The following is a 21389-nucleotide window of genomic DNA, read 5'->3' as shown; positions in this document are numbered from 1 at the left end:
GGGCAGCGGCCCGCATGGAGCAGGCTTCGCTCTCCTTACTGCTGCCCTCCCCCGATAAACCAGCGGTAGTAAGGATTGTCGCCGTCCTGCTGGACCAGATGCTGCATTCCACGCGCCCAGGCCTGGCGATTGCCGTTGTAGGCGTGGAGCGTCACGGCGTAGAAGCGGCCGAGGGCTTGCCAGTCGTCCTCGACCGCCCCGCGCAAGCCGGCATCGGCATTCAGAAGTGGTGGCGGCGTCCGCAAGGCCAGCAACTCGGGCAGAACCCGCGTGATCTCCTTGGGCCGAACCCAGGCGGCGTATTCGATCCGTGGCCGGTCATCGGTCACTGGCTTGGCGTTTGCCGCGTACTGCTCCAGTCCTGCCCGGTCGGTCACCCAGGTGGCAAGCAAGGTAGAAACCGAGTCCACCCCGACTTCGCCCAGCGCCACCGCCACGTCCGGCTGCTCGAAGCGCTGGCGAATGCGCTCGGCGTCGAGCACCAGTGGCTGCGGGGAGCCGATCAGCAACATCTCATGGAACTCGGTGGTCCAGAGCGATGCATGGGGGAAGGCATCGAGGAAGCTGCGCACCAGCGACCGGCTGTCCTCATCGTTCTGGGTCGGTAGCGGCAACCACTGGGCGACGATACCGCCCTCCTCCAGACGGGAGGCGGCCAACTGGTAGAAGTCTCGCGAGTAGAGGTTGACCACACCGGCCGCTGACGGCGGCGGCGGCTCCAACGTGATCAGGTCATAGCGCTCGGCGCTGCGCAGCAGTTCGCGGCGGCCGTCGCGCAGGCGGATGTCCAGGCGCGGGTCGTGCACCGCGTCGTAGTTGCCATGGAATAGCGGCGCAGCCGCGAGCACTTCCGGCAGCAGTTCGGCGACCACGGGTCGTTGCAGGCCGGGATAGCGCAGCATCGCACCGGCGGTAATGCCGGTGCCAAAGCCGATCACCAGGGCCGAGCGCGGTTCGCCGCCATGGATCAGCAACGGCAACAGGGCCTGCAGGCGCATGTAGCGCAACGACGGCATGGCATCCCCGGTATTGGACACGCCCTGGATGTAGAGACGATTGAACTCTCTGCCATGCCGCCCCTGGGTGACCACGGCAACCGTGCCGCCCCTGCCTTCCTCATAGAAGGTGATGCGCCCGTTGCGCGCACCCGGCAGCAGCTCGGCCAGCCGGTCCGGCGGTGTCAGCACAGCGGTGACCAGAGTCACCACGGCCACCACGCCGATCGCGCCGCGCATGGGGCGGCGTACATCGGCGCCGCGCCAGGCGGCCATGCAACCGATACCTGCCGCCAGCACCGCGAGCACCGCCAATGTCCGCACCAGGCCGACCTGCGGCACCAGCACAAAACCAGTGAGCATGACCCCGACTATGCCCCCCAGCGTGTTCAGCCCAACCACGGCGCCCACGTCACGCCCGACATGGGCGCTGTCCACCGAGAGCCGCAAGGCCAGGGGAAAGGCAGCACCCAGCAGGGTGGTGGGCAGGAACACCACACACAGCGCGGCGGTGGCGAAGCGTGCGCACATGCCCGCCAGTTCGCTGCCGGTTCCCTGCAGCGCGAACATTTCCATGTGGGTCTGGGCCATCACCAGCCAGCGGCCCAGGCCGGCAATCTGCAGCAAGGCGAGCAGGCCCGCCAGGGCGATCAGCAAGCCGAACAGGCCCCAGGGGTCACGGATACGGTCGGCCCGGCGCGCATAGAGCGCGCTGCCGAGTACCAGTCCGGCCAGATAGGTGGCGAGCACCATCGCGAACGCGAAAGTCCGGGTACTCATGAATTGCACGATGGACTGTGTCCAGACCACCTCGTAGCCAAGCGCCACGCCGCCCGCCACGCAATACAGCGCGATGGCCAGCCGCGCCAGCGCTGAGCGAGGCATTCGCGTGGCTTCAGCGGGCTGCGCCGCCAGGTCGTCGCCCCGACGGGCAATCCAGGCACCTGCCGCAGCCAGCAGATTGAGGGACGCGGCAACAAGGGCGCTGCCGGTAACGCCCAACTGCGGCAACAGCACGAAGGCTGCCAGCAGGGTTCCGCCAATGGCGCCGGCGGTGTTGGCGGCATAGAGCCGGCCTCCCGCCTCGCCCAATTGGCCGTCGGCGGGCGTCAGTGCGCGGACCAGCACCGGTAGCGTGCCGCCCATGAGGAAGGCCGGCAGGCCGACCAGCGCAAAAGGCAGCACCCAGGCCAGCAGGCCGACGCGCTCTTCCAGCCGGGCGAATGGCCCTGCCGCGTGAGCGAGCGCCAGGGTTGCGCCAACGCCAAGGGCGGCCACGGCCACCTCCAGAATCGCGTAGAGCCTGACGGGTTGGCGCAGGCGGTCCGCCCAGCGGCCGAATACCAGGCCACCCAGGGCAAGCCCGGCGAAAAAGGCACTGATGCCGGTGGTGACGGCATACACCTCCACCCCCACCACCAAAGAAAGTTGTTTGACCCAGAGCACCTGGTACACCAGGGCGGCGCCGCCGGAAATGAACAGCAGCACGGCGGGAATGAGCATCTGCAGGGGAAGCCGTTTGCGGGCATCTTCACCAACCGTGGCACGCGGGCGCACACGGGACGAACTGGTGGCTGAGGACATCGACGAGCCTTATCGGATTGCTGAACCCGCAACAGGAAGGTAGGAAAAAGGCGCCCGCCATGGGCGGGCGCCGGGCCGATCTACTGCTTTTTCATTTTCTCTTCGATTTTCTTGTCCACGTCGGCGCGGATCTGGTCGATGCTGAAGCTCGCCGGGCGCTGGCTCGGCGGGTACTCGACGAAGGTCTGCAGGAATCTCGCGGCCTTCTGCGTGCCCTGGAAGAGCAGGTAGTCGTTCTTGGTCAGCCAGTCGTAGTACTGATCGGAGACGACGTCCGCCCGCTCGTAGGGGTCCATGCGCAGGTTGAACAACTTGGGCACCCGCAGGCAGGTAAAGGGCTCGCTCCACACTTGCAAGCCACCCGGCGCACGCTGTTCGCACCAGACGACCTTCCAGTCGGCGAAACGCATGCCAACCAGCTCCGCCTCATCGTTGAAGTAGTAGAACTCCTTGCGGGCGCTCTTGTCCGTCTTGCCGGTCAGCAGGTCCAGTTGGTTGTAACCATCCAGATGCACTTTGAAGGTCTTGCCACCCAGGTCAGTACCCTTGAGCAGGCGCTCTTTGATGTCGGTATCACCCACCGCCGCCAGCAGCGTGGGGAACCAGTCGAGGCCCGAGAGCATCTGCGTGGAAACGCTGTCAGGCTTGACCTTGCCTGGCCAGCGGATTATCGCCGGTACCCGGTAGGCGCCTTCCCAGTTGGAGTTCTTCTCGTTACGGAACGGTGTGGTCGCAGCGTCCGGCCAGGACCACTGGTTCGGTCCGTTGTCGGTGGTGTAGAGGACGATGGTGTTGTCGGTGATTTTCAGGTCATCGAGGGTCTTGAGCAGTTTGCCCACGTCGCCGTCATGCTCCAGCATGCCGTCGGCGTAATCGTTCCCAGGCATCCCACTCTGGCCCTGCATGGATTCCCGCACATGGGTGAAGGCGTGCATGCGGGTGGTGTTCATCCAGACGAAGAAGGGTTTGTCGGCCTTTGCCTGCTTGTTAATGAAGTCGATGGCGGCTTGGGTGGTTTCGTCGTCGATGGTTTCCATGCGCTTGCTGGTCAGCGCGCCGGTGTCTTCGATCTTGCCATCAGCGCTGGATTTGATCACACCGCGCGGCGAGGCAGACTTGACGAAGGCCTCGTCGTCCTTCGGCCAGTAGGGGCGCTCGGGCTCTTCCTCGGCATTGAGGTGATAGAGGTTGCCGAAGAATTCGTCAAAACCATGGTTGGTGGGCAGGTACTCGTCCCGGTCACCCAGGTGGTTCTTGCCGAACTGACCCGTGGCATAACCATGGGACTTGAGCGCTTGGGCGATGGTGACGTCCCTCGCCTGCAGCCCCACCGGCACGCCCGGCATGCCGACCTTGGACAGACCTGTACGCAGGATCGACTGCCCGGTAATGAAGGTCGAGCGGCCCGCCGTGCAGCTGTTCTCCGCGTAGTAGTCGGTGAACATCATGCCTTCCTTGGCGATCCGGTCGATGTTCGGCGTCTGGTAGCCCACCACGCCCTTGGAATAGGCGCTGATGTTGGTCTGCCCGATGTCGTCACCGAAGATCACCAGGATGTTCGGTTTGTCCGCGGCGGAGGCGATACCCGCCCCCATGACCGCCGTCGCAGCTAGTGCGACCCTGGTTAACCATTTTCCGCTGCGCTTCATAAGGTCACTTCTCCGTTTCACGTTTCTGTCGTTGCCACGACTACGTACACGAGAGAGGCCGACTGCCTGGCTGGGGGTCCCTGTGTTCCTGCGGTCTTTCGTTAGGGGTGGTCAGTTCTGCTCGAAGGGATAGACACGGCTCCACTCCTTCGCCATGTCGACCACTGTCCAATTGCCGCTTTTGGCGGCCTCCAGCGCCTTGTCCAGCCGGCCGACCTTGCTGTCCCGGTCGTAGGCCCACTCACGCTGGGCATCGGTGTGATGCACCAGTCCGGCAAAGCGCTTGCCCGTTCCGGCCATGGTCCACTGGAGCATCTGCAGGTCGCCGTCGGAATTGCCGAAGGCGAAGATCGGCCGCCGGCCGATGATGGCGTCGATGCTGACCGGCTTGCCTGGCCCGTCATCGTTGTGGGCCAGCTTCGGCAAGCGCTGGATCGACAGCTTGCCGTCCTTGTCCTGGAACTGGGATTGGAAGGTGGTACCGATCACCTGCTCCGGTGGAATGCCGTACACCTCTTCGGCGAAGGCGCGCATGAACGCCACTTCACCGCCGGAGACGATGTAGGTCCTGAAGCCATTGGCGCGCAGATAGGCGAGTAGCTCCAGCATTGGCTGGAAGACCATCTCGGTGTAGGGCTTCTTGCTGCGCGGGTGTACCGAACTGGCCAGCCAGCTGCGGGACTGGCCGATGAAGTCCTCGGTGCTCATGCCGGAATGGGTGGCGGCGATGATTTTCATCAACCCTTCCATGCCGCTTTCAGCCAGGGATTTCTGGTCGCCTTCCAGCACTGCCTTGAAGGGCTGCTGCTCCTTCCATTCGGGATGTTGCGGGGCCAGGCGCCGAACCTCGTCCATTGCGAACAGCACCTCGAAGTACATCGGCTGCTCGCTCCACAGGGTGCCGTCGTTGTCGAACACCGCAATGCGTTCGGCTGGCGGCACGAAGTCCTTGCCGCCCTCGGTGGTCACGGCTGTAACGAAGGCCTCGATGGCCGTGCGCGAGGGGCCGTCCTTCCACGAGGGCAAAGGGTCCTGCGCCCGGGCCAGCACGGGCAGGAGCAGAAACAAGGTGAACCACCAACGAAGCCTGTACAGAGCATGAGGCTGATGCATGTGACGTCCTTGCTGAGTTCCGGTTTGCCTGGCTCGCCCGAGTCAGGGGTTGAGGGGTTTGAGCCCGTGTCCTTCAGGGCGCACCTTCTTCCGTACCGATACCGCTCGCCGTACATCCGGCAGGACCCGCCTCAGGTCGGCAGGTGCTTGACTCGGCGCCGAAGCCGCCCCGTAGCGAGATTTGAAGAAGCCTAGCAAACGATCTGAGAATGCGTCGCATGATGTGTCGGAAAATTCAGACAGGGTCCGATTTCCCGTGCTCCGCCGAACCCAGAGGTAAAGGCCGCCCAATTGTGTGGGGCGCCCCTTCAACTGCTGGCGGGCGAGCTTCCAGGCATAGTCGGGGGACTCCAGCCAGGCCCTTTTTCGTGCCGCTCTCCAGCGCCGCAGCGACGCCAGTGCCACCCTGCCCCAGGGCCGGCCGAGATAGGCCAGGCCGCCGCCCAGCACCAGGAACATCCCCAGCAACACCCCGTGGCCGGAAAGCCGGAGGCGGGTTTTCTGACCCAGGGCTCGCAAGTCTTCGCTGATGGAAAACGGCGCCTGGTAGTCGCCCTTGGCGGCCTTCAGCTCGACCGTCGGCACCGCGGCGCTGTGGCCCTCACCTGTCGCGACGTCCCACCACTTGAGCTCGATGGCGGGCAAGTCGATCTCCCCGGCCTCGCCGATCACGTAGGTGACCGAGTCCTCGCGGACGCCACCCAGGGTACCGCCCCGGCCATCGCTGAGCGGCGTCACGCGTGGCGTTTGCACGTAGCGCTTGAGCCCGTTCACCTCGACGAACTCGGGTGGTGGCAGCAGCATGGCCTGGGCACCTTCTGCTTGCACCTTGACCCGGCGGGTGATGCTGTCGCCAACCCGCAATGGGTCATGGGAGCGCTCGATTTCCTGGGTGAAGGTGACGCTCGTCGCAACCAGCCGATGGCCGTCCGACTCACCGGCCAACTCCTTGGCGGCGAAGGCCAGGGGCTGACTGCGCACCTTGACCGGGCCGCTGGCCTGGCCGGGTTGCACCTGGAATTCCAGCGCAGGAATCTCGAAGCGCTGCGCCGCCTGCGGGGTGATCTGATAGGTGAAGCGCAGGCCGAAGAAGGTCTTGCCATCCTGCTGCTCGGTCAGGTGCTGCGCCTCGCCACTGGGCGGGTTCACAACCGCCCCCGGCAGCTCCAGCTTCGGCAGGATGGGGGCTGCGGTGAACCAGGTGTCTACGAGCAGGTCCACCTCCAGATTGATTGTGCCGCCCACCATCACCGAGTCGGTGGGAGCCAGACGGTTCTGCATCCGTACTTCGGGTTCCTCGGCCATCGTCAGCAGCGGCAGGCAGAGCAACAGACACACCAGCAGCCGTTTCATGGCGTTACCTCCACAGCCTGCTGGCGAGCAGCCTCCTGAAGCATGAACTTGCGCTTGAGGAATTGCGCTGGCGAGGTGGTGAGGTTGTTCAACCAGAGTTGGTCGGAGGCGGCCTGGGGGGTGTTCTGCTGCCTTTCCTGGCCGCCCTTGGTGGGCGTCTGGTCCTCCACCACCTTGTCGGCCTTTTCGTCTGGCGTGCCCGCGTCCTGCTGGTCTTCGTAGTCCTTCAGCAGTGCCTCGGCCAGGGCGAGGTTGGCCGTGGCTTCAGGGAAGTCCGCCTGCCTGGCGAGGGCCTGTTTGTAGGCGGCGATGGCCTCAGGGAACTTGAAGTGGTGAACGTAGATGTTGCCGAGGAAGAAATAGGCCGGCGCCGTGTCGAGCCGCGCAAAGCTTGCCAGGGCCGCATCGTAGTCAGCTGCCTGATAGGCCGCCACGCCCTTCCAGTAAGGATCGGCGAAGCGCGCAGCAGCCTGTGGGAAATGCCCATGTTCGAAGGCCCAGCGCCCTTGCTGGTCCGGCGTGAAGAAGGCATCCGCCAGTGCACCGGCACGGGCTGGCGCCGGTGCTGTTCCCAGCAGCACCGCCAGGAGCAACCCGCCCAGCCAGTGAACCTGCCAGCCCCGTCGCACGCAGAAGAACGCAATCAGTGCCAACGGCCAGCACAGCCAGTAGCCGGCGTCTTTCCAGTGGACTTGCTGGCCGTCACCTTGCACCGCCTGGAAATGCCGCTGGGCATGCAGTTCGATCCAGTCGAGGTCGTCGTCGTTCAGGGTCAGGCTGCCGAGGGGAGCGTTGGCCGCATCGGCGAGTCGCTTCAGCGCATCCTCATCGAAACTGGCCTGCACGGGCCGGCCATCGGCAGCGACCCGGGGCTGCCCCTTGGCATCACGCACCAGCCCGCCGTCCTGGCTACCGACTGCCAGCACCAGTACCTGCAAGTCGCCCCCCTCCAGCCGCTTGCTGATGGCCTCGAACTGGTCGGGATCGGCGCCATCGGTCACCAGCACCAAGGTTCCGGGGGCTTTCTCGGCATCCAGCAATGCCCTCGCCTGGTCGATCACGCCCAGTACATCCTTGCCGGGTTGCGTCATGAGACCGGTGTCCAGCGCCTGGAGGAAGGTATCCAGCAGCACCGGGTCCTCGGTCGCCGGCAACACCAGGTGTGCGCTTCCGGCATAGGCGATCAGTGCGGTACGGGTCCCGGCTCGACGCTGGATGAGGTCGTGCAGTTTGTGTCGGGCGGCGGCCAGCCGGGTGGGCGGAACGTCGTCGGCATCCATGGAGGGTGACAGGTCTACAGCGAGGATCAGCGGCGCCCGGTTATCGAGGAAGTCGGGAATGTCCTGCTGCCAGGTTGGCCCAGCAGCGGCGATGCCACCCAGCACCAGCAAGGCACCGAGCAAGTGAACCGGGCGCAGGCGCTGGTCGTCGTGCGGGGTGATGACCAGGTGTTCGACCAGGTGAGGCGCGATGATGCCGTCCAACTGGCGCTTGAGGTCATGGCGACGCAGCCACGCCAACGGCAGGAGCACTCCCGGCACGATCAGTAGCAACCAGAGCGGTCGCAGGAAGTGGAAGGCACTGAGGTCGATGTCCATCTCAGCGCTCCTCTTGCGGCCGAGCGATCCCGGCCGGTTTCAGTCGACTCGCCAGCGCCGCGAGTCCATGAGCGACAGCAAGGAGCAGCAGTGCCCCTCCCAGCGGCCACCAGAACAGGTCGCGCTTGGGCTGGTGGCTGAAGGTCTTCACCTTGTGCGGCGTGAGTTGATCGAGGGTCGCGTAGACCTGCTGCAGGGCATTGCGATCATCGGCACGAAAGAAGCGGCCACCCGTGGCGCGAGCGATGTCCTGCAGGGTCTGTAGGTCCACCTTGGCATCGCCACTGGCCTGCGGATCACCAATGCCGATTGTATGCACGACAACGCCCCGGGCACCTGCCATCTGAGCCGCATGCCCGGGAGTAATGGCGCTGCCGGTGTCGTTACCATCAGTGAGCAGGATCAGGACCTTCTCCTGCTCACGGGCGCTCTCCAGCAGTTTGATCGAGAGCCCGATGGCGTCTCCCAGAGCGGTATTGGGGCCGGCCATGCCGATGCCGACTTCATCGAGCAATACCCGCAAGCTGGCATGGTCGAGGGTGAGCGGCGCCTGCGGATAGGCGCCAGTACCGAACACGATCAGGCCGATGCGATCGTCCTTGCGCCGGTCGATGAAGTCGCGCACCACGGCCTTCACCGCCGTCAGGCGGTCCACACGCTGGCCGCTGGCATCGGTGTAGTCGGTGGTCTGCATGGACTGGGAAATATCGATGGCAAGCATCATGTCGCGAATCGGCTGCTCGTGTTCGATAGCCTGTTCGACGAAGACCGGGCGAGCGCAGGCCGTTACCAGCAGCGCCCAGACCAGCAGGTTCAGCACCCGTTGCCAACGGCCTCCTCCGGCCCCGGCGGTTCCCGGCGATTGCCCCACGGCGCGACTCATTGCAGCGAAGAATGGCACCCGCAAGGCGCTGCGCCCTTCCCGGTACTCGCGCAGGTAGCGCCATCCCAGCCACACCACCGGCAGCAGGAAAAGTACCCACGGGTAGTCAAACTGCCACATGGTGAGCCTCGATCCATTGCCGGCAGCCAGCCAGAAGCGCCCTCGCCTCCTCCTCGGGAATCGCCAGCACCTGGGCATCCGGTGCATAGGCCAGGGTGAACAGCCGCGCGGCAAACCCCTCCGGCAGCGGCGCCTTCGAACGTTGCGTGAGGAATGCCTGCCACTCGGCTCCCCCCAGGCGCGCTACCGGCGGCGCGTCCGGCATGGACAGGGCCACGCGCTTGAGCAGCTCCGGCATCTCGCGCAGTGCCGGCAGGCGTTGCTCGCCATCGGCCAGGGCCTGCCCAAGGGAGTCCAGACGGGCCAGGGCCTCGCGGCGGTAACGATCACGCTGCCAGCGTCGCCAACGCAGCGCACCCCAGACCACCGCAATGGCCAGCAGAATCAGCAGCAGGGCCAGCCAGCCCCAGGTCTGGGGGAAATAGCTGAAAGGCGGTGCGGGAATGGCCAGCTCCTTGAGTTGGTCGATGCTGGGCACGTTCCGGGTCGTCATCGCGCTATCCCCGTCAGCCGTCCCAGTTCCCGACGAAGTTGTTCCAGGGTGTCTTCGCCGGTGCTGATCATCATCACCGGTACCTGACTGCGCCGCAGCAGCTCGGCGACATCACGCAGCCGGCCGGATAGGAACTCGCCAAGGGGCCGGTGCACCTGGCGGCGCTCGACCTCCAGCTCTACCTGCAAGGCGCCCTGGGTGACGGTGATGCGGCCCTTGTCCGGCACCTGCAACGCGATGGGGTCATAGACCTGCATGGCGATCACGTCGTTGTGGGCGCTGAGCTGGCGAAGCAGTTGCAACGTCTTCGGGGTGACACCGGCGAAGTCGCTGATGATGCACACCAGATGGTCGTGGCCAGCAGCACCAATGCAACTGCGCAGCGCGATGTCGAGCTGGTCGTGATGCTCGGCGTCCGGGCCGGTTGCGCTCAGCCTGTGGTTGGCGCGTACCACCGCGGCACACAGCGCTTCCACCCTCGCCCGGCTGCGCAACGGGCGGATGTACTCGACCTGATGATCACCGAACACCAGCCCCCCAACGCGGTCACCGGCGTGAAAGGCGATCCAGGCGGACAGCGCCGCCAGCTCCGCCGCCGTCACGGACTTGAAGCAGCGTTGGGAGCCGAAATACATGTTCATGCGCTGGTCCACCAGCAACAGCGTCGGTCGATCGCGCTCCTCGGTGAAGGTGCGCACGAAGGGCTTGCCGTAGCGCAGGGAGGCGCGCCAGTCGAGGTGACGCAGGTCGTCGCCGGGGATGTAGTGGCGCAGTTCGTCGAAGCTGAGCCCTCGCCCCCGAAGGCGCGAGGCATGGTTGCCGGAAAGGATGCTCGACAGCGGCTGTCGCGACAGGAAGCTCAGGCCGCGCACGCGATGCTCCAACGCCATCATCTGGGCGAGCGAGGCGTGGACGAAGCCATCCGGAGCCGGTTGTGTCTGTTGCATGGGCTTGGCTCCGCTCAGGCCGGGATCGCTACCTTGTCCAGCAGGCGGTCGATGACCTGGTCTGCATTCACGCCATCGGCGATCGCATCGTAGGAAAGCTGCAAGCGGTGACGCAGCACGGGATGCACCACGGCGCGCACATCGTCTGGCGAGACGAACTCATTGCCGGACAGCCAGGCATGGGCGCGGGACACACGGTCCAGGGCGATGCCGCCGCGCGGGCTCGCGCCGATGTTGATCCAGCGCGCGAGGTCCGCGTCGTAATCCGCCGGCTTGCGGGTTGCGGTGATCAGGCCCATGAAGTAGCGGTCGATGGCCTCGGACACGTGCACGCCAGACATTTCGCGGCGAGCCGCAAAGAGCACCTCCTGGGGCAGGCGCGCAGGCTCCTGGGCAGCGCTGCCGTCCTGCTGCCGCTGTTCCTCGCCACGTACCAGGCGCAGGACCTGGCTCTCGTCCTCCACCTTCGGATAGTCCAGTTTCAGCTTCATCAGGAAGCGGTCCATCTGTGCCTCGGGCAGCGGATAGGTGCCTTCCTGTTCGATGGGGTTCTGGGTGGCCAGCACCATGAACAGACCGGGCATGGGGTAGCTCTGCCCCGCCACGGTGATCTGGCGTTCCTCCATGGCCTCCAGCAAGGCCGCCTGGACCTTGGCCGGAGCCCGGTTGATCTCGTCGGCGAGAATCACGTTGCCGAACAGCGGGCCGGGCTGGAACTTGATCTGGTTGCCTTCGGCGGTCTGCTGGAGGATCTCGCCGCCGGTGATATCCGACGGCAGCAGGTCCGGGGTGAACTGGATGCGGCTCATCCGCGCATCCAGGTGGGTTGCCAGGGCCTTGACGGTGCGGGTCTTGGCCAGGCCCGGCAGGCTCTCGAGAAGCACGTGACCATTGGCCAACAGCCCCAACAGAACATGCCGGATCGTCTGGGACTGGCCCAGGACCTGTTCAGAAACACTCGCCTCCAACCCTGCTATCTGCTCACGTGTAGTCACTGATCGATTCCCTGTCAGAGCCTGCTCGGAAGTTGCCCGATCGCAAGCGCAACCATTGGTTTGTGGCGAGCCAGCACAACGAAGCTCATCCCTTCGAGACGAGATGCATTCGCGATCTACGGGTTTGGTAACTCTAGTCGCCAGCACGCCATGCGCTAGACGATTCCCGATCTTGGCTCAGGCTGCGGGTCGGTTGCGTGTGCAGGACAAGCATCTAGGCTGGTTAACGTTGGCCCGTGGGCACTGATGCCTGCACGAGTCGCACCAACACAAGAAATGCAAAGGACCAGCAGAGGAAGCGCCATGTTCAGCAGCCACCCCATGTCACTGCGCGTCGCAAGGCTCTCAACCCTGGGCTCGCTGCTGTGGCTATTGCCCGGCGCGGGCTGGGCCGGCGGCATCCTGATCTACGAAGCCGGCCAGGAAGGCGCGGGGCTGGCCAATGCCGGCGCTGCGGCGCTGGCGACCGACCCGAGCGTGCTGATGAACAATCCGGCCGGGCTGACCGAGCTTCCAGGCACCCAGATCAGCGCCAATGGCCAGGTGATCTTTGGCGATATCAGTTTCTCCCGCGATGCCAGCAACCAGTTCGACGGCAACGAAGGCGGCAATGCACTCCAATACCTGCCCGGTGCCAGCCTGTTCGTCAGTCACCAGGTCAACGACCAGGCGAGCATCGGTTTTGGCATGTACGGGAATTTCGGTCTGGCGGTGGACTACGACGATGACTGGGCCGGTCGCTACTTCACCCAGGAGGCGGCGATCATCGGTGTTTCGCTGCAACCCACCTATGCCTACAAGATCAACGACGACCTCTCCATCGGGTTCGGACCACGCATGATGTACGGCTATTACCGCACCGAAGTGGCCGTCAACAACAACCTGTTGGGCCTGGCGGACCGGCCGGACGGCCAACTGGAATACAAGGACACCGACTTTGGCGTTGGCTTCAACATCGGCCTTTTGTACCGCGTCAACGAGCGCACCCGCGTGGGCCTTGCCTACACCAGCAAGGTCGACCTGGAGTTCTCGGATCGCCCCAGCGTGGATGACATCAGCAACCCGTTGCTGAACGTTGCGCTGCGGCGACTGGACGTAGACAACCTCGACATCGACATGGAAGTGCCGCAAACCGCGCTGTTGAGCGTGGCCCATGACCTGGACTCGCAATGGAAGCTGCTTGCCAGCCTCGGCTGGCAGGACTGGAGCGAGTTCGGGAACATCGGTGTGGAAGTGGATGCCGATAACCTCGGCACCAGCCGCACGGTCGACCGGCAGTACAAGGACACCTGGCACGCCTCGGTGGGAGCTCAGTACCAGGCCAGCCCGAAACTCCGCTGGAGCCTGGGCCTGGGTTACGACAGCTCAGCTGTGGACGACGAAGACCGCACCGTGGACAACCCGATGGCCGAGTCCTGGCGCCTGGCGGCCGGCGTGAACTATGCGGTGGAAGAAGGCCTGGATCTGCATATGGCGTACACCCTCATCTGGCTGGGTGACATGGATGTGGAGCAAACCAAGCAGCGCTCGGGCAATAGCCTTTCCGGGAGCTTCGACAACAGTTCCCTGCACGTCATTGGCGGGGGCGCGACCTGGCGTTTCTAGAAACACGTGAAAACTGAATGCCCTCCTCGGAGGGCATTCTTGCCTCTGGTCACTGATGCCAGTACGGCTCGACGGCGTGCCGGCCCTTAGCTGGATGCGAACACGATGATTGGACCGCACACCGCCAGCAGCACATTGGAAATCGCATAGCAGACGGTAAAGCCGATCACCGGCGTGTTGCTGCCGGACTGCTCGATGATCTTGTTCATGGACGCCGCTTCCGTCTGCGCCCCGGCCAATGCGCCGAACAGGATCATCGGGTGCAGGCGCAGCACATAGCGCCCGAAATAGAGCGCCACCAGCGGCGGTACCAGGGTGACTATCACGCCCGAAATCAGCAGTGCGACGCCCTGCTCCTGCATCGCCGCGATGGCCGCCGGCCCGGCCAGCAATCCCACCACGGCACCGAAGGCGGTGAGGCCGAATTCGGAAAACGCCCATTGCGCGGCCGGCGGCAAGGCGCCGATTTCGGGGTGTCGGGAGTTGTACCAGCCGATCAGCAGCGCCACCAGCAATACGCCGCCGCCAACGCCCAGTTCAATGGGGATCATCCCAATATGGGTGGAGAGCATGCCCAGCAGCGCGCCCAGCACCATGCCCAGGCTGTGCACCGCGATATCAGACTTGTAGCTGCGCTCACGCACGCGCCCCAACTGGGCGGCCAGCGCATCGATGCTCGAAGAGCGCCCGGTGAGGGAGATGACGTCACCACGGCGCAATACGGTGTTGGGCAGCAGCGGCAGGTCGAGCCCCTGCCGGGTGATGGTGTTGATGAAGCAGCCCATGCGGTTCGCGCCGACCAGGTGCGACCTGATCTCGTGGATGGTCTTGCCGGACAACTCGGCGGAGGTCAGCACGATGTCCGCTGACTTCGTCGGGAACGACAGCGACTCCGGGTGATCCACCTCCGGGCCGATCCAGCCATCCAGCTCGCCCACAGCTTCGCGCAGCGCATAGACGCCAGCGATGTCACCCGCCTGCAACACGAGGTCGGGTTCACGGTCATGGACCTGCCCCGTGCGCACCACACGCTCGATGCTCAGGGACGGGTGCAGTCGCTCGATATCGGCGACGGACCTGCCCTGCGCCCCCTCGGCGACCCGGTGCGCTCGCACCACGATGCGGGTGTAGGGAATGCTGATGATGTTCTCGTTGCTGGCGATGCCCAGCTCCAGCTCCAGTTCCCGAGCCGAAGTGCGCAAGTCCACCCCCAGCAGCTTGGGCGCGATGCTGCCGACGAAGACGATCAGGCCGATGGTGCCGAACAGATAGGTGATGGCGTAGGCGATGGCCATGTGGCTGTTGAGCTGGGCCTTGGCCGCATCGTCAAGGGGCAACTGGGCGATGGCGCTGCCGGCGGTGCCCATGATGGCGGTATCGGTCAGGGCGCCGGCGCCCAGACCGGCAGTGAAGCCTGCGTCGAAATGGTAGTAGGCGTTCACCGCCAGGATGGTGCCCAGGGCGGTGGCGCAGAGCACCACGGAAAACAGCACGAGCTTGAGGGTGCCCCGGTTGAGGCTGCCGAAGAACTCCGGGCCGCTTTTGAAGCCCACGGCGTAGATGAACAGCACGAAGAACACCGACTTCAACTCGTGGGGTACTTCCAGGCCGATCTGGCCGATGATCAGACCCATCAGCAAGGCGCCAGCCACCGAACCCAGGTGGAAACTGCCCAGCCTGATCCGGCCGATCAGTACGCCCAGGGCGATGGCCAGGAAGACGGCGATCTCCGGGTTCGAGCGCAGGGCGCCGAGTACGAAGTCAATCATTGCTTCGCTCCTTCCTGGTCAGACGGCTTGGCCGGTGCAGTGAACCAGCGCTCCTTGGGGACCCATTTTTCCTGCGCGGGGTCGCCCAGGTAGTGCGGCGACATGATCTGCACGCCGTACTCGTTGAACACGTCCTGGATATTGGCGTGCAACAGGGTCAGCAGCTCGGCGCGCGGCCTGGGTTCGCTGGGTACCGCCTGGGCCACCAGCCGGTACTCGGGGTAGAAGTCGGACAGGGCCGTCTGGAACACCTGCGGGGCGGGTGTCTGCAGAATGCCTGGCGTACGGCGGGCGGCTTCCTTGAGCATCGCCTCGACCTGGCGCCACGGTGTGTCGTAGCCGATGGTGACCACCGTATCCACCACATAGCCGGCGCCCTGGACCACCCGAGAGTAGTTCTTGGTCACCGAGCCGGTGATCATCGAGTTGGGCAGGGTCAGCACTTCGCCCAGGCCGGTGCGGATGCTGGTGGTGAACATGCCGACCTCGGTTACCGTGCCTTCATGCTCGCCCACCCGGACAAACTCGCCGGGGCGCAACGTGCGGGTATAGGTAAGGATCAACCCGGAGGCGGCCTGGCCGACGACGCTGGAAGCGCCCAGGGAAATCATCAGGCCAATCAGCACGGAGAGCCCCTTGAACGCTTCGGTCCCGGCGCCGGGCAGATAGGGATAGGCCATTGCCAGTGCGAACAGCCAGATGGCCAGGGACGTCAGGCGGGTGGTCGGCTGCAGGGTTTCGTGGTTGAGCCAGCTGATGGTGCCCGGGCGCGACAAGCGCTCCAGCACACGCTTGCTGAACGCGCTGAAGCCGCGCGCGATGAAGAAGATAAGCAGCGCGATCACAAGGCCCGGAATGGCGCTGACGATGGCATCCAGCAGGTAACGGACCAGTTCCAGCAGGTACTGGTTGAGGCTTTCACCCCAGGGCCGCGTGTAGGGGAAGCGCTGCAGGACGAAAGTCAGCCATTCGTAGGTGAGCAACAGCACCGCTGACCAGTAGAGCAGCGCCAGCAGGCGCCGGACGATCGGGAACAGGTTGCTGGTATCCACCAGTTGCGTCTGACCGATCTTCAACGCGCTGGTGTGCTTGCGCATGCGCTTGGGCAGCCAGGACAGCGCCTTCTCGTGAGCCCAGGAGAACAGCCGCAACAGCGCGATGTACAACAGGGTCGCCACGGCGGTGAACCCGCCGGCGGTCAGCAGGAAGCGCAGGCTACGGGCCTCCTGGGATTCCGCGACGACCTGGCGAAGCCGCTGGGCCGCCTCTTCCGCCGCTTCCCGGACCGATCCGTCAGCCGAGTCCACGTCCTTAGGCGAGACGATGAAGGCCCGGCGGTCGCCGAGCAGCACGAGGTAGCTGTCCTGAATGGTGTCCAGGGTGACATCCAGTTCCTCGGTGCCCTCGAGCATTTCCTCAATCACGGCATCGGCTCGCTTGGCACGGGCTTCCGGCGTCTCACCAAGCAGGGTGCCGTGGAACGTGAAGATGCTCCGATTGGCAATCTTCAGCTCAACGGAAGGCGGCGATGCAACGTCTGCCTCCCCCTCCTCCGCCGCTTGCGCCCCCCAGGACAGCGTCCCCAGGAAGACACTCAACCCAAACGCCAGCCACCCCTGTACGCGTATCCCCATGCTTCCCGCCTCAAATGTCTTTCCGGCTCCTTCCCGCGCTGCAATTAGCGCCTGCAGACAACGGCTTACGGAGTGGAGCTTAGTGCAGCCGGAAAAATCCGTCGGAGCTGCTAGCCACACATCCAGAAACTTGACTGGAGACTTGCGAAACCACAGTCGCCTCCTACGCTGACCCGCAGCGTTGGGGCAATGCATCCCGATGCTGCCCTTGCACGGCATCGAGCACCGCGAACACCGAATGGCGTGACTTCACCCTTCCCCGTCTTTTCGCAGCATTCGACGGGGTTCACGCCAAGCCGCATGGGACACTGAAAATCAGCTGCATGGCCAGGCCAGGCAGCCCACCATTGGAGTCACCAACCAGGAGCAAGTCCCCGTGAACAGAATTGTTCTCGCCATCCTCGGCTCGGCTGCGGCCGTGTCTGCGAACGCCTATGACCGTATTCCCCAGGAAAGCGGCTTTTCCGGCTTCGCCTTTATCGGCGCCGGCAGCACTGAACGGGAAACCAACATGATCGCGACCGTCGGTGGAACCGAAGTCGCGGACGAGCGCATCGACTCCCTGACCCAAAGCCCGGACAGCGAACGCTACGGCAAGCTGCTGCTGGACTTCGGCCTGAGCTACACCTTCGCCGACAGCCGCACGCAGATCTTCGGCGGCACCGAACTGGAAGACTTCCTGACCCAGGACAGCACCTTCGGGCTCGGCGTGCGCCAGGGCATCGGCGATGCCGGCAACCTGCGCGCCAGCTTCATCGCTTCCACCCCCATGGAAACCTGGGAGGACCCCTACTTGGTGGGCGCCGACCGCGAAGAGACCGACGTCAAGAGCGGCGGCATGCGCCTGGGCTGGGAGCACATCTTCGGCTCCGGCCTGGAGCTGACCTACACCAAGCGCTCCGTGGAACTGGACGACGAGCTGAGCGGCACCGCCCTGGGCCTGACCGCCGCACAACGGGACCTGCTGGACCGTGAAGGCGACCTCAAGGAACTCAAGGTCAGCTACTTCTGGCAAGCCGCCCCCGGCCACGTCCTCACGCCCAGCTTCTCGCAGATCGACCATGACCTGGACGGCGACGCCATGGCCATGGACGGTTACCAGGCCGAGCTGAACTACGCCTACACCGGCATGCAGGACTGGGAGTTCGTGGTCAACCTGCTCGCCGGCAAGCTGGAAAGCGACGACGACAACCCCATCTACGGCAAGAGCCAGGACCTTGACCGCATGGGCCTGTCGCTCGCCGCCACCTACAAGGAGCCGTTCGGCCTGCAGGACTGGCGTGCTCGCGCTGCCATCAGCTACGGCGAAGAAGACAGCAACATCGACTTCTACGACACCAAGATCACCAGCCTGAACCTGGGCATGCTGTACACCTTCTGAGGTAACCCACTACCCGGAAACGACAAGGCCACCTTCGGGTGGCCTTTCGGTCTCACTCAGCGGGCGATCGGGTTGTCCACCACATCTTGACCACGGCGCCAGAGACAGGGTGGCAGGAGTATCGAAGCCTTTAGCCCGGTGATGGCGCCACGGGCGGATACCGCCGCCTAAGCTCTTTGCCGGACGTGGAATCTCTGTCATCGTCACGCCCAACGTAAAGTCGCCATCCGCAGGAGTCGTATCCGGACTGGCCCAGGACGAGGACGTCAAGTGCGTTTGATCCCATCAGTGTTTCTGGCGCTGTGCGCGCTGCTCAGTTGCAACGCCCAGGCCCAGGAGGCAGGACAGCCCCCTCACCTGGCCAAGGAACCCGCCGGCTATGCCGACGCAAGCAGTTGCCTGGGTTGCCACGCCGAACAGGCAAAGGACTGGAAGGACTCCGATCACGACTGGGCCATGCGCGAACCGAGCAAGGACAGCGTGCTGGGTGACTTCTCCGGCAGCACCTTCGATGAGGCAGGCGTCACGGCGCGCTTTTTCCGCAAGGGCGACACATTCTTCGTCAACACCGAGGGCGCCGACGGCAAGCCAGCCGATTTTGAGATCCTCTACACCTTCGGCCACTACCCGTTGCAGCAGTACCTGGTGGCCTTCCCCGGCGGCCGGCTGCAGGCCCTGACCATCGCCTGGGACAGCCGCCCCAAGGCAGCGGGCGGCCAGCGCTGGTTCTCCCTGTATCCGGGCCAGCGCTTCGCGCCGAACGACCCCTTGCACTGGACCGGGCGCTACCAGAACTGGAATGCCATGTGCGCCGACTGCCATTCCACCAACTTGCTCAAGCAGTACAACGACAAGCAAGACAGCTTCGCCACCACCTGGCATGAACAGAACGTCGGCTGCCAGGCCTGCCACGGCCCCAGCCAGGCCCACGTCGACTGGGCGAAGCAGGCCCAGCCCGGCAAAACCTACGCTTCGCCGAAGGAGATCGGCCTCGCGGTGGACTTCAAGGCCCTTGGGAGCAAGGGGCTGGTGGAACAATGCGCCTATTGCCACAGCCGCCGGCAAAGCCTGGGCGTTGGCCAGCAGCACGGGCATGCGCAACTGGATGCCACCCTGCCGGCCACCCTGCGGCCTGATCTCTACCATGCCGACGGGCAGATTGACGGCGAGGTCTACGTCTACGGCTCCTTCACCCAGAGCAAGATGTTTGCCGCCGGGGTGACCTGTACCGACTGCCACAATCCGCACAGCACCCAGGTGAAGATCGAGGGCAACGGTCTCTGCCAGCAATGCCATAACCCCAATCCGCCCCAGCGCTTCCCCAGCCTTCAGGCGAAGAACTACGACACCCCCGAGCATCACCACCACCAGGCCGGCACGCCCGGCGCCCAGTGCGTCAATTGCCACATGCCCGCCAAGACCTACATGGTGGTCGACCCTCGTCGTGACCACAGCTTGCGCATCCCCCGCCCTGACCTTGCCGACAAGGCCGGCAGCCCGGATGCCTGCACCACCTGCCACCAGGACAAGCAGCCGGCCTGGGCGGCCAAGGCCATCGAAGGCTGGTTCGGCCAGCCGCAGCGCCCGCCCCATTACGGCGAGGCCTTCCACCAGGTACGCCAGGGCACGGGCGACTCCCTGGCCCTGCTGACGGGGGTTATCCAGGACCTGGGCAAACCGGCCATTGTCCGCGCCACCGCCGCCGAGCAGTTGGCCAACCTCGGCGCGCCGGCACTGCCGACCCTGCGCAAGGCCATCCAGGATGAAAGCCCGCTGGTGCGCGCCTACGCCATCTCCGGTTTCGCCGGCGAGCCACCGGTGGAGCGAGTGAAACAGCTACTGCCATTGCTCGACGACCCCGACCTCGCGGTACGCGATGAAGCGGTTCGCACGCTGACAGGCATTCCCAGCCTGGCGCTACCGGAAGAGCGCCGCGCGGGCTTCAAGGCGCAAAAGGCGGACTACGAACGACGCCTTCGGAGCAACGCCGACCTGCCGGGCAATCGCCTCAACCTCGCGGTTTTCCTGGAGCGGGACGGCCGTCAGATGGAAGCGCTCGACGAGTACCGCCAGGCGCTCAAGTTCGATCCGTACTTCTCACCGGCGCGGATCAACCTGGTCACCCTGGCCAACGGCATGCTGCGCCAGGACGAGGCCGAGCAAGTCCTGCGCGAAGGCGTGGCGCTGCCGAACATGCCGGTGGGCGACCACGGTAACCTCGTCTATATGCTGTCGCTGCTGCTGGTGGAGCGTGGACAGGCCGACGAGGGCCTGAAGTGGATGGATATCGCAGCGCAGGAGCTGCCGCAGAATTCGCGCATCCGCTACAACCAGGGCCTGCTGCTGTTGCAATTGCAACGCCACGCCGAGGCGCAAGCCGCGCTGGAAGCCGGCCTGGAGCAGTCGCCGGATGATGCGGACCTGCTCTATGCGCTGATCTACCTGCACGGCACCTCGGGCCAACGCGAACAGGCACAGCGCTACACGCGTCGGCTGGAGAAGGCAGCGCCGAATGACCCGCGCCTGGTGCAGCTCAAGGGGCAGTAGCAGGCGCGTCAGCGGTCGTTCGCCTCGGCGAGCGGCTGCTGGCCGACGAATGACAGGGCGCTGACGCGAAATGTCAAAACCCTGTCGTCGAAAGTGAATAATTCCAGACGCAATGGGTTCAAGTTGCAGCTTCCAACAACAAGAAGCTGCAGCATCCCGACGTTTATCGGGATGCAGGAGTACCCCGATGCGTCCTTATCTGTTTGTCCTTACCCTGCCCTTCCTCATTGGCGTCCTGGCGCTGTCCGCCCGGCAAGATACTGCCGTCACGCAGGCCGCGGAACATGCCCACAGCATGCCTGTGGTGAGCATTGGAGAGGTGTTCAGGCACCTGTAATCGCCCTGCCCTCGTGCCACTTCTGCGCCTCCCATCGCCGTACCGGCGCACGGGAGGATGGCTGATACCGGATTGGCAAAATTGTGTCAGTGCGGTGTCCGGCCCCTCCCTGCGCCCCACCATCCACCGCTTACACCGATCTTTGTCGGAATCGACATAAACGATGGGCGGACTGGCGAGCTTTGTATCCGCTATCTACTTTTTCTGACAGATATTTCCTACAGATATCGCATTGATGTATTAAAGGGACCGTCAAGTGCACGGATTAGCACACGCGTTCTGGATGCCACCACGGCATCCGATTTACCCGGATTCGGGCCGAGGTTGATTCCCGGCTGATTCCGCCTTGCTCTTTGCGCCTGCCTGCGCGGGCACGACCTTGGTGA

At 64.6% G+C, this 21389-nt stretch carries 15 protein-coding genes; 4 read left to right on the top strand and 11 right to left on the bottom strand.

All coding sequences use genetic code 11. The annotated features are described in order from the left end of the window. Positions 1-35: 35 nt before the first annotated feature. The 9 genes from FFS60_RS10060 to FFS60_RS10020 form a co-directional block, all read right to left on the bottom strand. On the bottom strand, positions 36-2498 hold the full coding sequence (locus FFS60_RS10060) for a fused MFS/spermidine synthase (RefSeq protein ID WP_137821917.1): 2463 nt from the start codon (positions 2496-2498) through the stop codon (positions 36-38). A gap of 161 nt (positions 2499-2659) precedes the next feature. Continuing rightward, positions 2660-4228 carry an arylsulfatase gene (locus FFS60_RS10055; RefSeq protein ID WP_137821895.1) on the bottom strand — a complete coding sequence of 523 codons (1569 nt, stop codon included), beginning with the start codon at positions 4226-4228 and terminating at the stop codon, positions 2660-2662. Between the two features lie 111 nt (positions 4229-4339). Further along, positions 4340-5341 carry an HAD family phosphatase gene (locus tag FFS60_RS10050; protein WP_137821894.1) on the bottom strand — a complete coding sequence of 334 codons (1002 nt, stop codon included), beginning with the start codon at positions 5339-5341 and terminating at the stop codon, positions 4340-4342. 42 nt (positions 5342-5383) lie between these two features. After that, positions 5384-6694 carry a BatD family protein gene (locus FFS60_RS10045; RefSeq protein ID WP_137821893.1) on the bottom strand — a complete coding sequence of 437 codons (1311 nt, stop codon included), beginning with the start codon at positions 6692-6694 and terminating at the stop codon, positions 5384-5386. After that, positions 6691-8292 (bottom strand): VWA domain-containing protein, encoded by a 1602-nt coding sequence (locus FFS60_RS10040; RefSeq protein ID WP_137821892.1) that lies wholly within the window; start codon positions 8290-8292, stop codon positions 6691-6693. The genes FFS60_RS10045 and FFS60_RS10040 overlap by 4 nt, the downstream gene beginning before the upstream one ends. Before the next feature lies 1 nt (position 8293). Further along, the gene (locus FFS60_RS10035; protein WP_137821891.1) at positions 8294-9295 is read right to left on the bottom strand and encodes a VWA domain-containing protein; all 1002 of its coding nucleotides are present in this window, start codon (positions 9293-9295) and stop codon (positions 8294-8296) included. Then, positions 9282-9788: a DUF4381 domain-containing protein gene (locus tag FFS60_RS10030; protein ID WP_137821890.1), complete on the bottom strand. Its 507-nt coding sequence runs from the start codon at positions 9786-9788 to the stop codon at positions 9282-9284. Before FFS60_RS10030 ends, FFS60_RS10035 begins: the two co-directional genes overlap by 14 nt. Further along, positions 9785-10735, bottom strand: coding sequence for a DUF58 domain-containing protein (locus FFS60_RS10025; protein ID WP_137821889.1), 951 nt, complete (start codon positions 10733-10735; stop codon positions 9785-9787). The genes FFS60_RS10030 and FFS60_RS10025 overlap by 4 nt, the downstream gene beginning before the upstream one ends. A gap of 14 nt (positions 10736-10749) precedes the next feature. After that, on the bottom strand, positions 10750-11730 hold the full coding sequence (locus tag FFS60_RS10020) for a MoxR family ATPase (protein WP_137821888.1): 981 nt from the start codon (positions 11728-11730) through the stop codon (positions 10750-10752). 303 nt (positions 11731-12033) lie between these two features. Here FFS60_RS10020 and FFS60_RS10015 point away from each other — a divergent pair, with 303 nt between their 5' ends. Further along, complete coding sequence (locus tag FFS60_RS10015) at positions 12034-13335, top strand: OmpP1/FadL family transporter (RefSeq protein ID WP_256658062.1); 1302 nt, start codon at positions 12034-12036, stop codon at positions 13333-13335. A gap of 86 nt (positions 13336-13421) precedes the next feature. Here FFS60_RS10015 and aspT read toward each other — a convergent pair whose 3' ends face one another. Together aspT and FFS60_RS10005 are read right to left on the bottom strand one after the other, a co-directional pair. After that, positions 13422-15104, bottom strand: coding sequence for an aspartate-alanine antiporter (gene aspT / locus FFS60_RS10010; protein WP_137821887.1), 1683 nt, complete (start codon positions 15102-15104; stop codon positions 13422-13424). After that, entirely contained in the window at positions 15101-16738 is a 1638-nt protein-coding gene (locus FFS60_RS10005) for a mechanosensitive ion channel family protein (RefSeq protein WP_137821886.1), read from the bottom strand. Before FFS60_RS10005 ends, aspT begins: the two co-directional genes overlap by 4 nt. Before the next feature lie 376 nt (positions 16739-17114). Between FFS60_RS10005 and FFS60_RS10000 the strand changes: the two genes are divergently transcribed. The 3 genes from FFS60_RS10000 to FFS60_RS28660 all read left to right on the top strand — a co-directional run bounded on the left by FFS60_RS10000 (position 17115) and on the right by FFS60_RS28660 (position 21003). Beyond that, complete coding sequence (locus FFS60_RS10000) at positions 17115-18119, top strand: DUF2860 family protein (protein WP_171016511.1); 1005 nt, start codon at positions 17115-17117, stop codon at positions 18117-18119. A gap of 270 nt (positions 18120-18389) precedes the next feature. After that, complete coding sequence (locus tag FFS60_RS09995; RefSeq protein ID WP_256658061.1) at positions 18390-20666, top strand: tetratricopeptide repeat protein; 2277 nt, start codon at positions 18390-18392, stop codon at positions 20664-20666. Between the two features lie 187 nt (positions 20667-20853). After that, positions 20854-21003: a hypothetical protein gene (locus tag FFS60_RS28660; RefSeq protein WP_155945691.1), complete on the top strand. Its 150-nt coding sequence runs from the start codon at positions 20854-20856 to the stop codon at positions 21001-21003. Positions 21004-21389 lie beyond the last annotated feature (386 nt).

The sequence above is a fragment of the Pseudomonas sp. D(2018) genome (assembly GCF_005502555.1).
Taxonomy (GTDB): Bacteria; Pseudomonadota; Gammaproteobacteria; order Pseudomonadales; family Pseudomonadaceae; genus Metapseudomonas; species Metapseudomonas resinovorans.
Note: the sequence above shows the minus strand (reverse complement) of the source record. Positions and strands in the feature narration are given on the sequence as shown.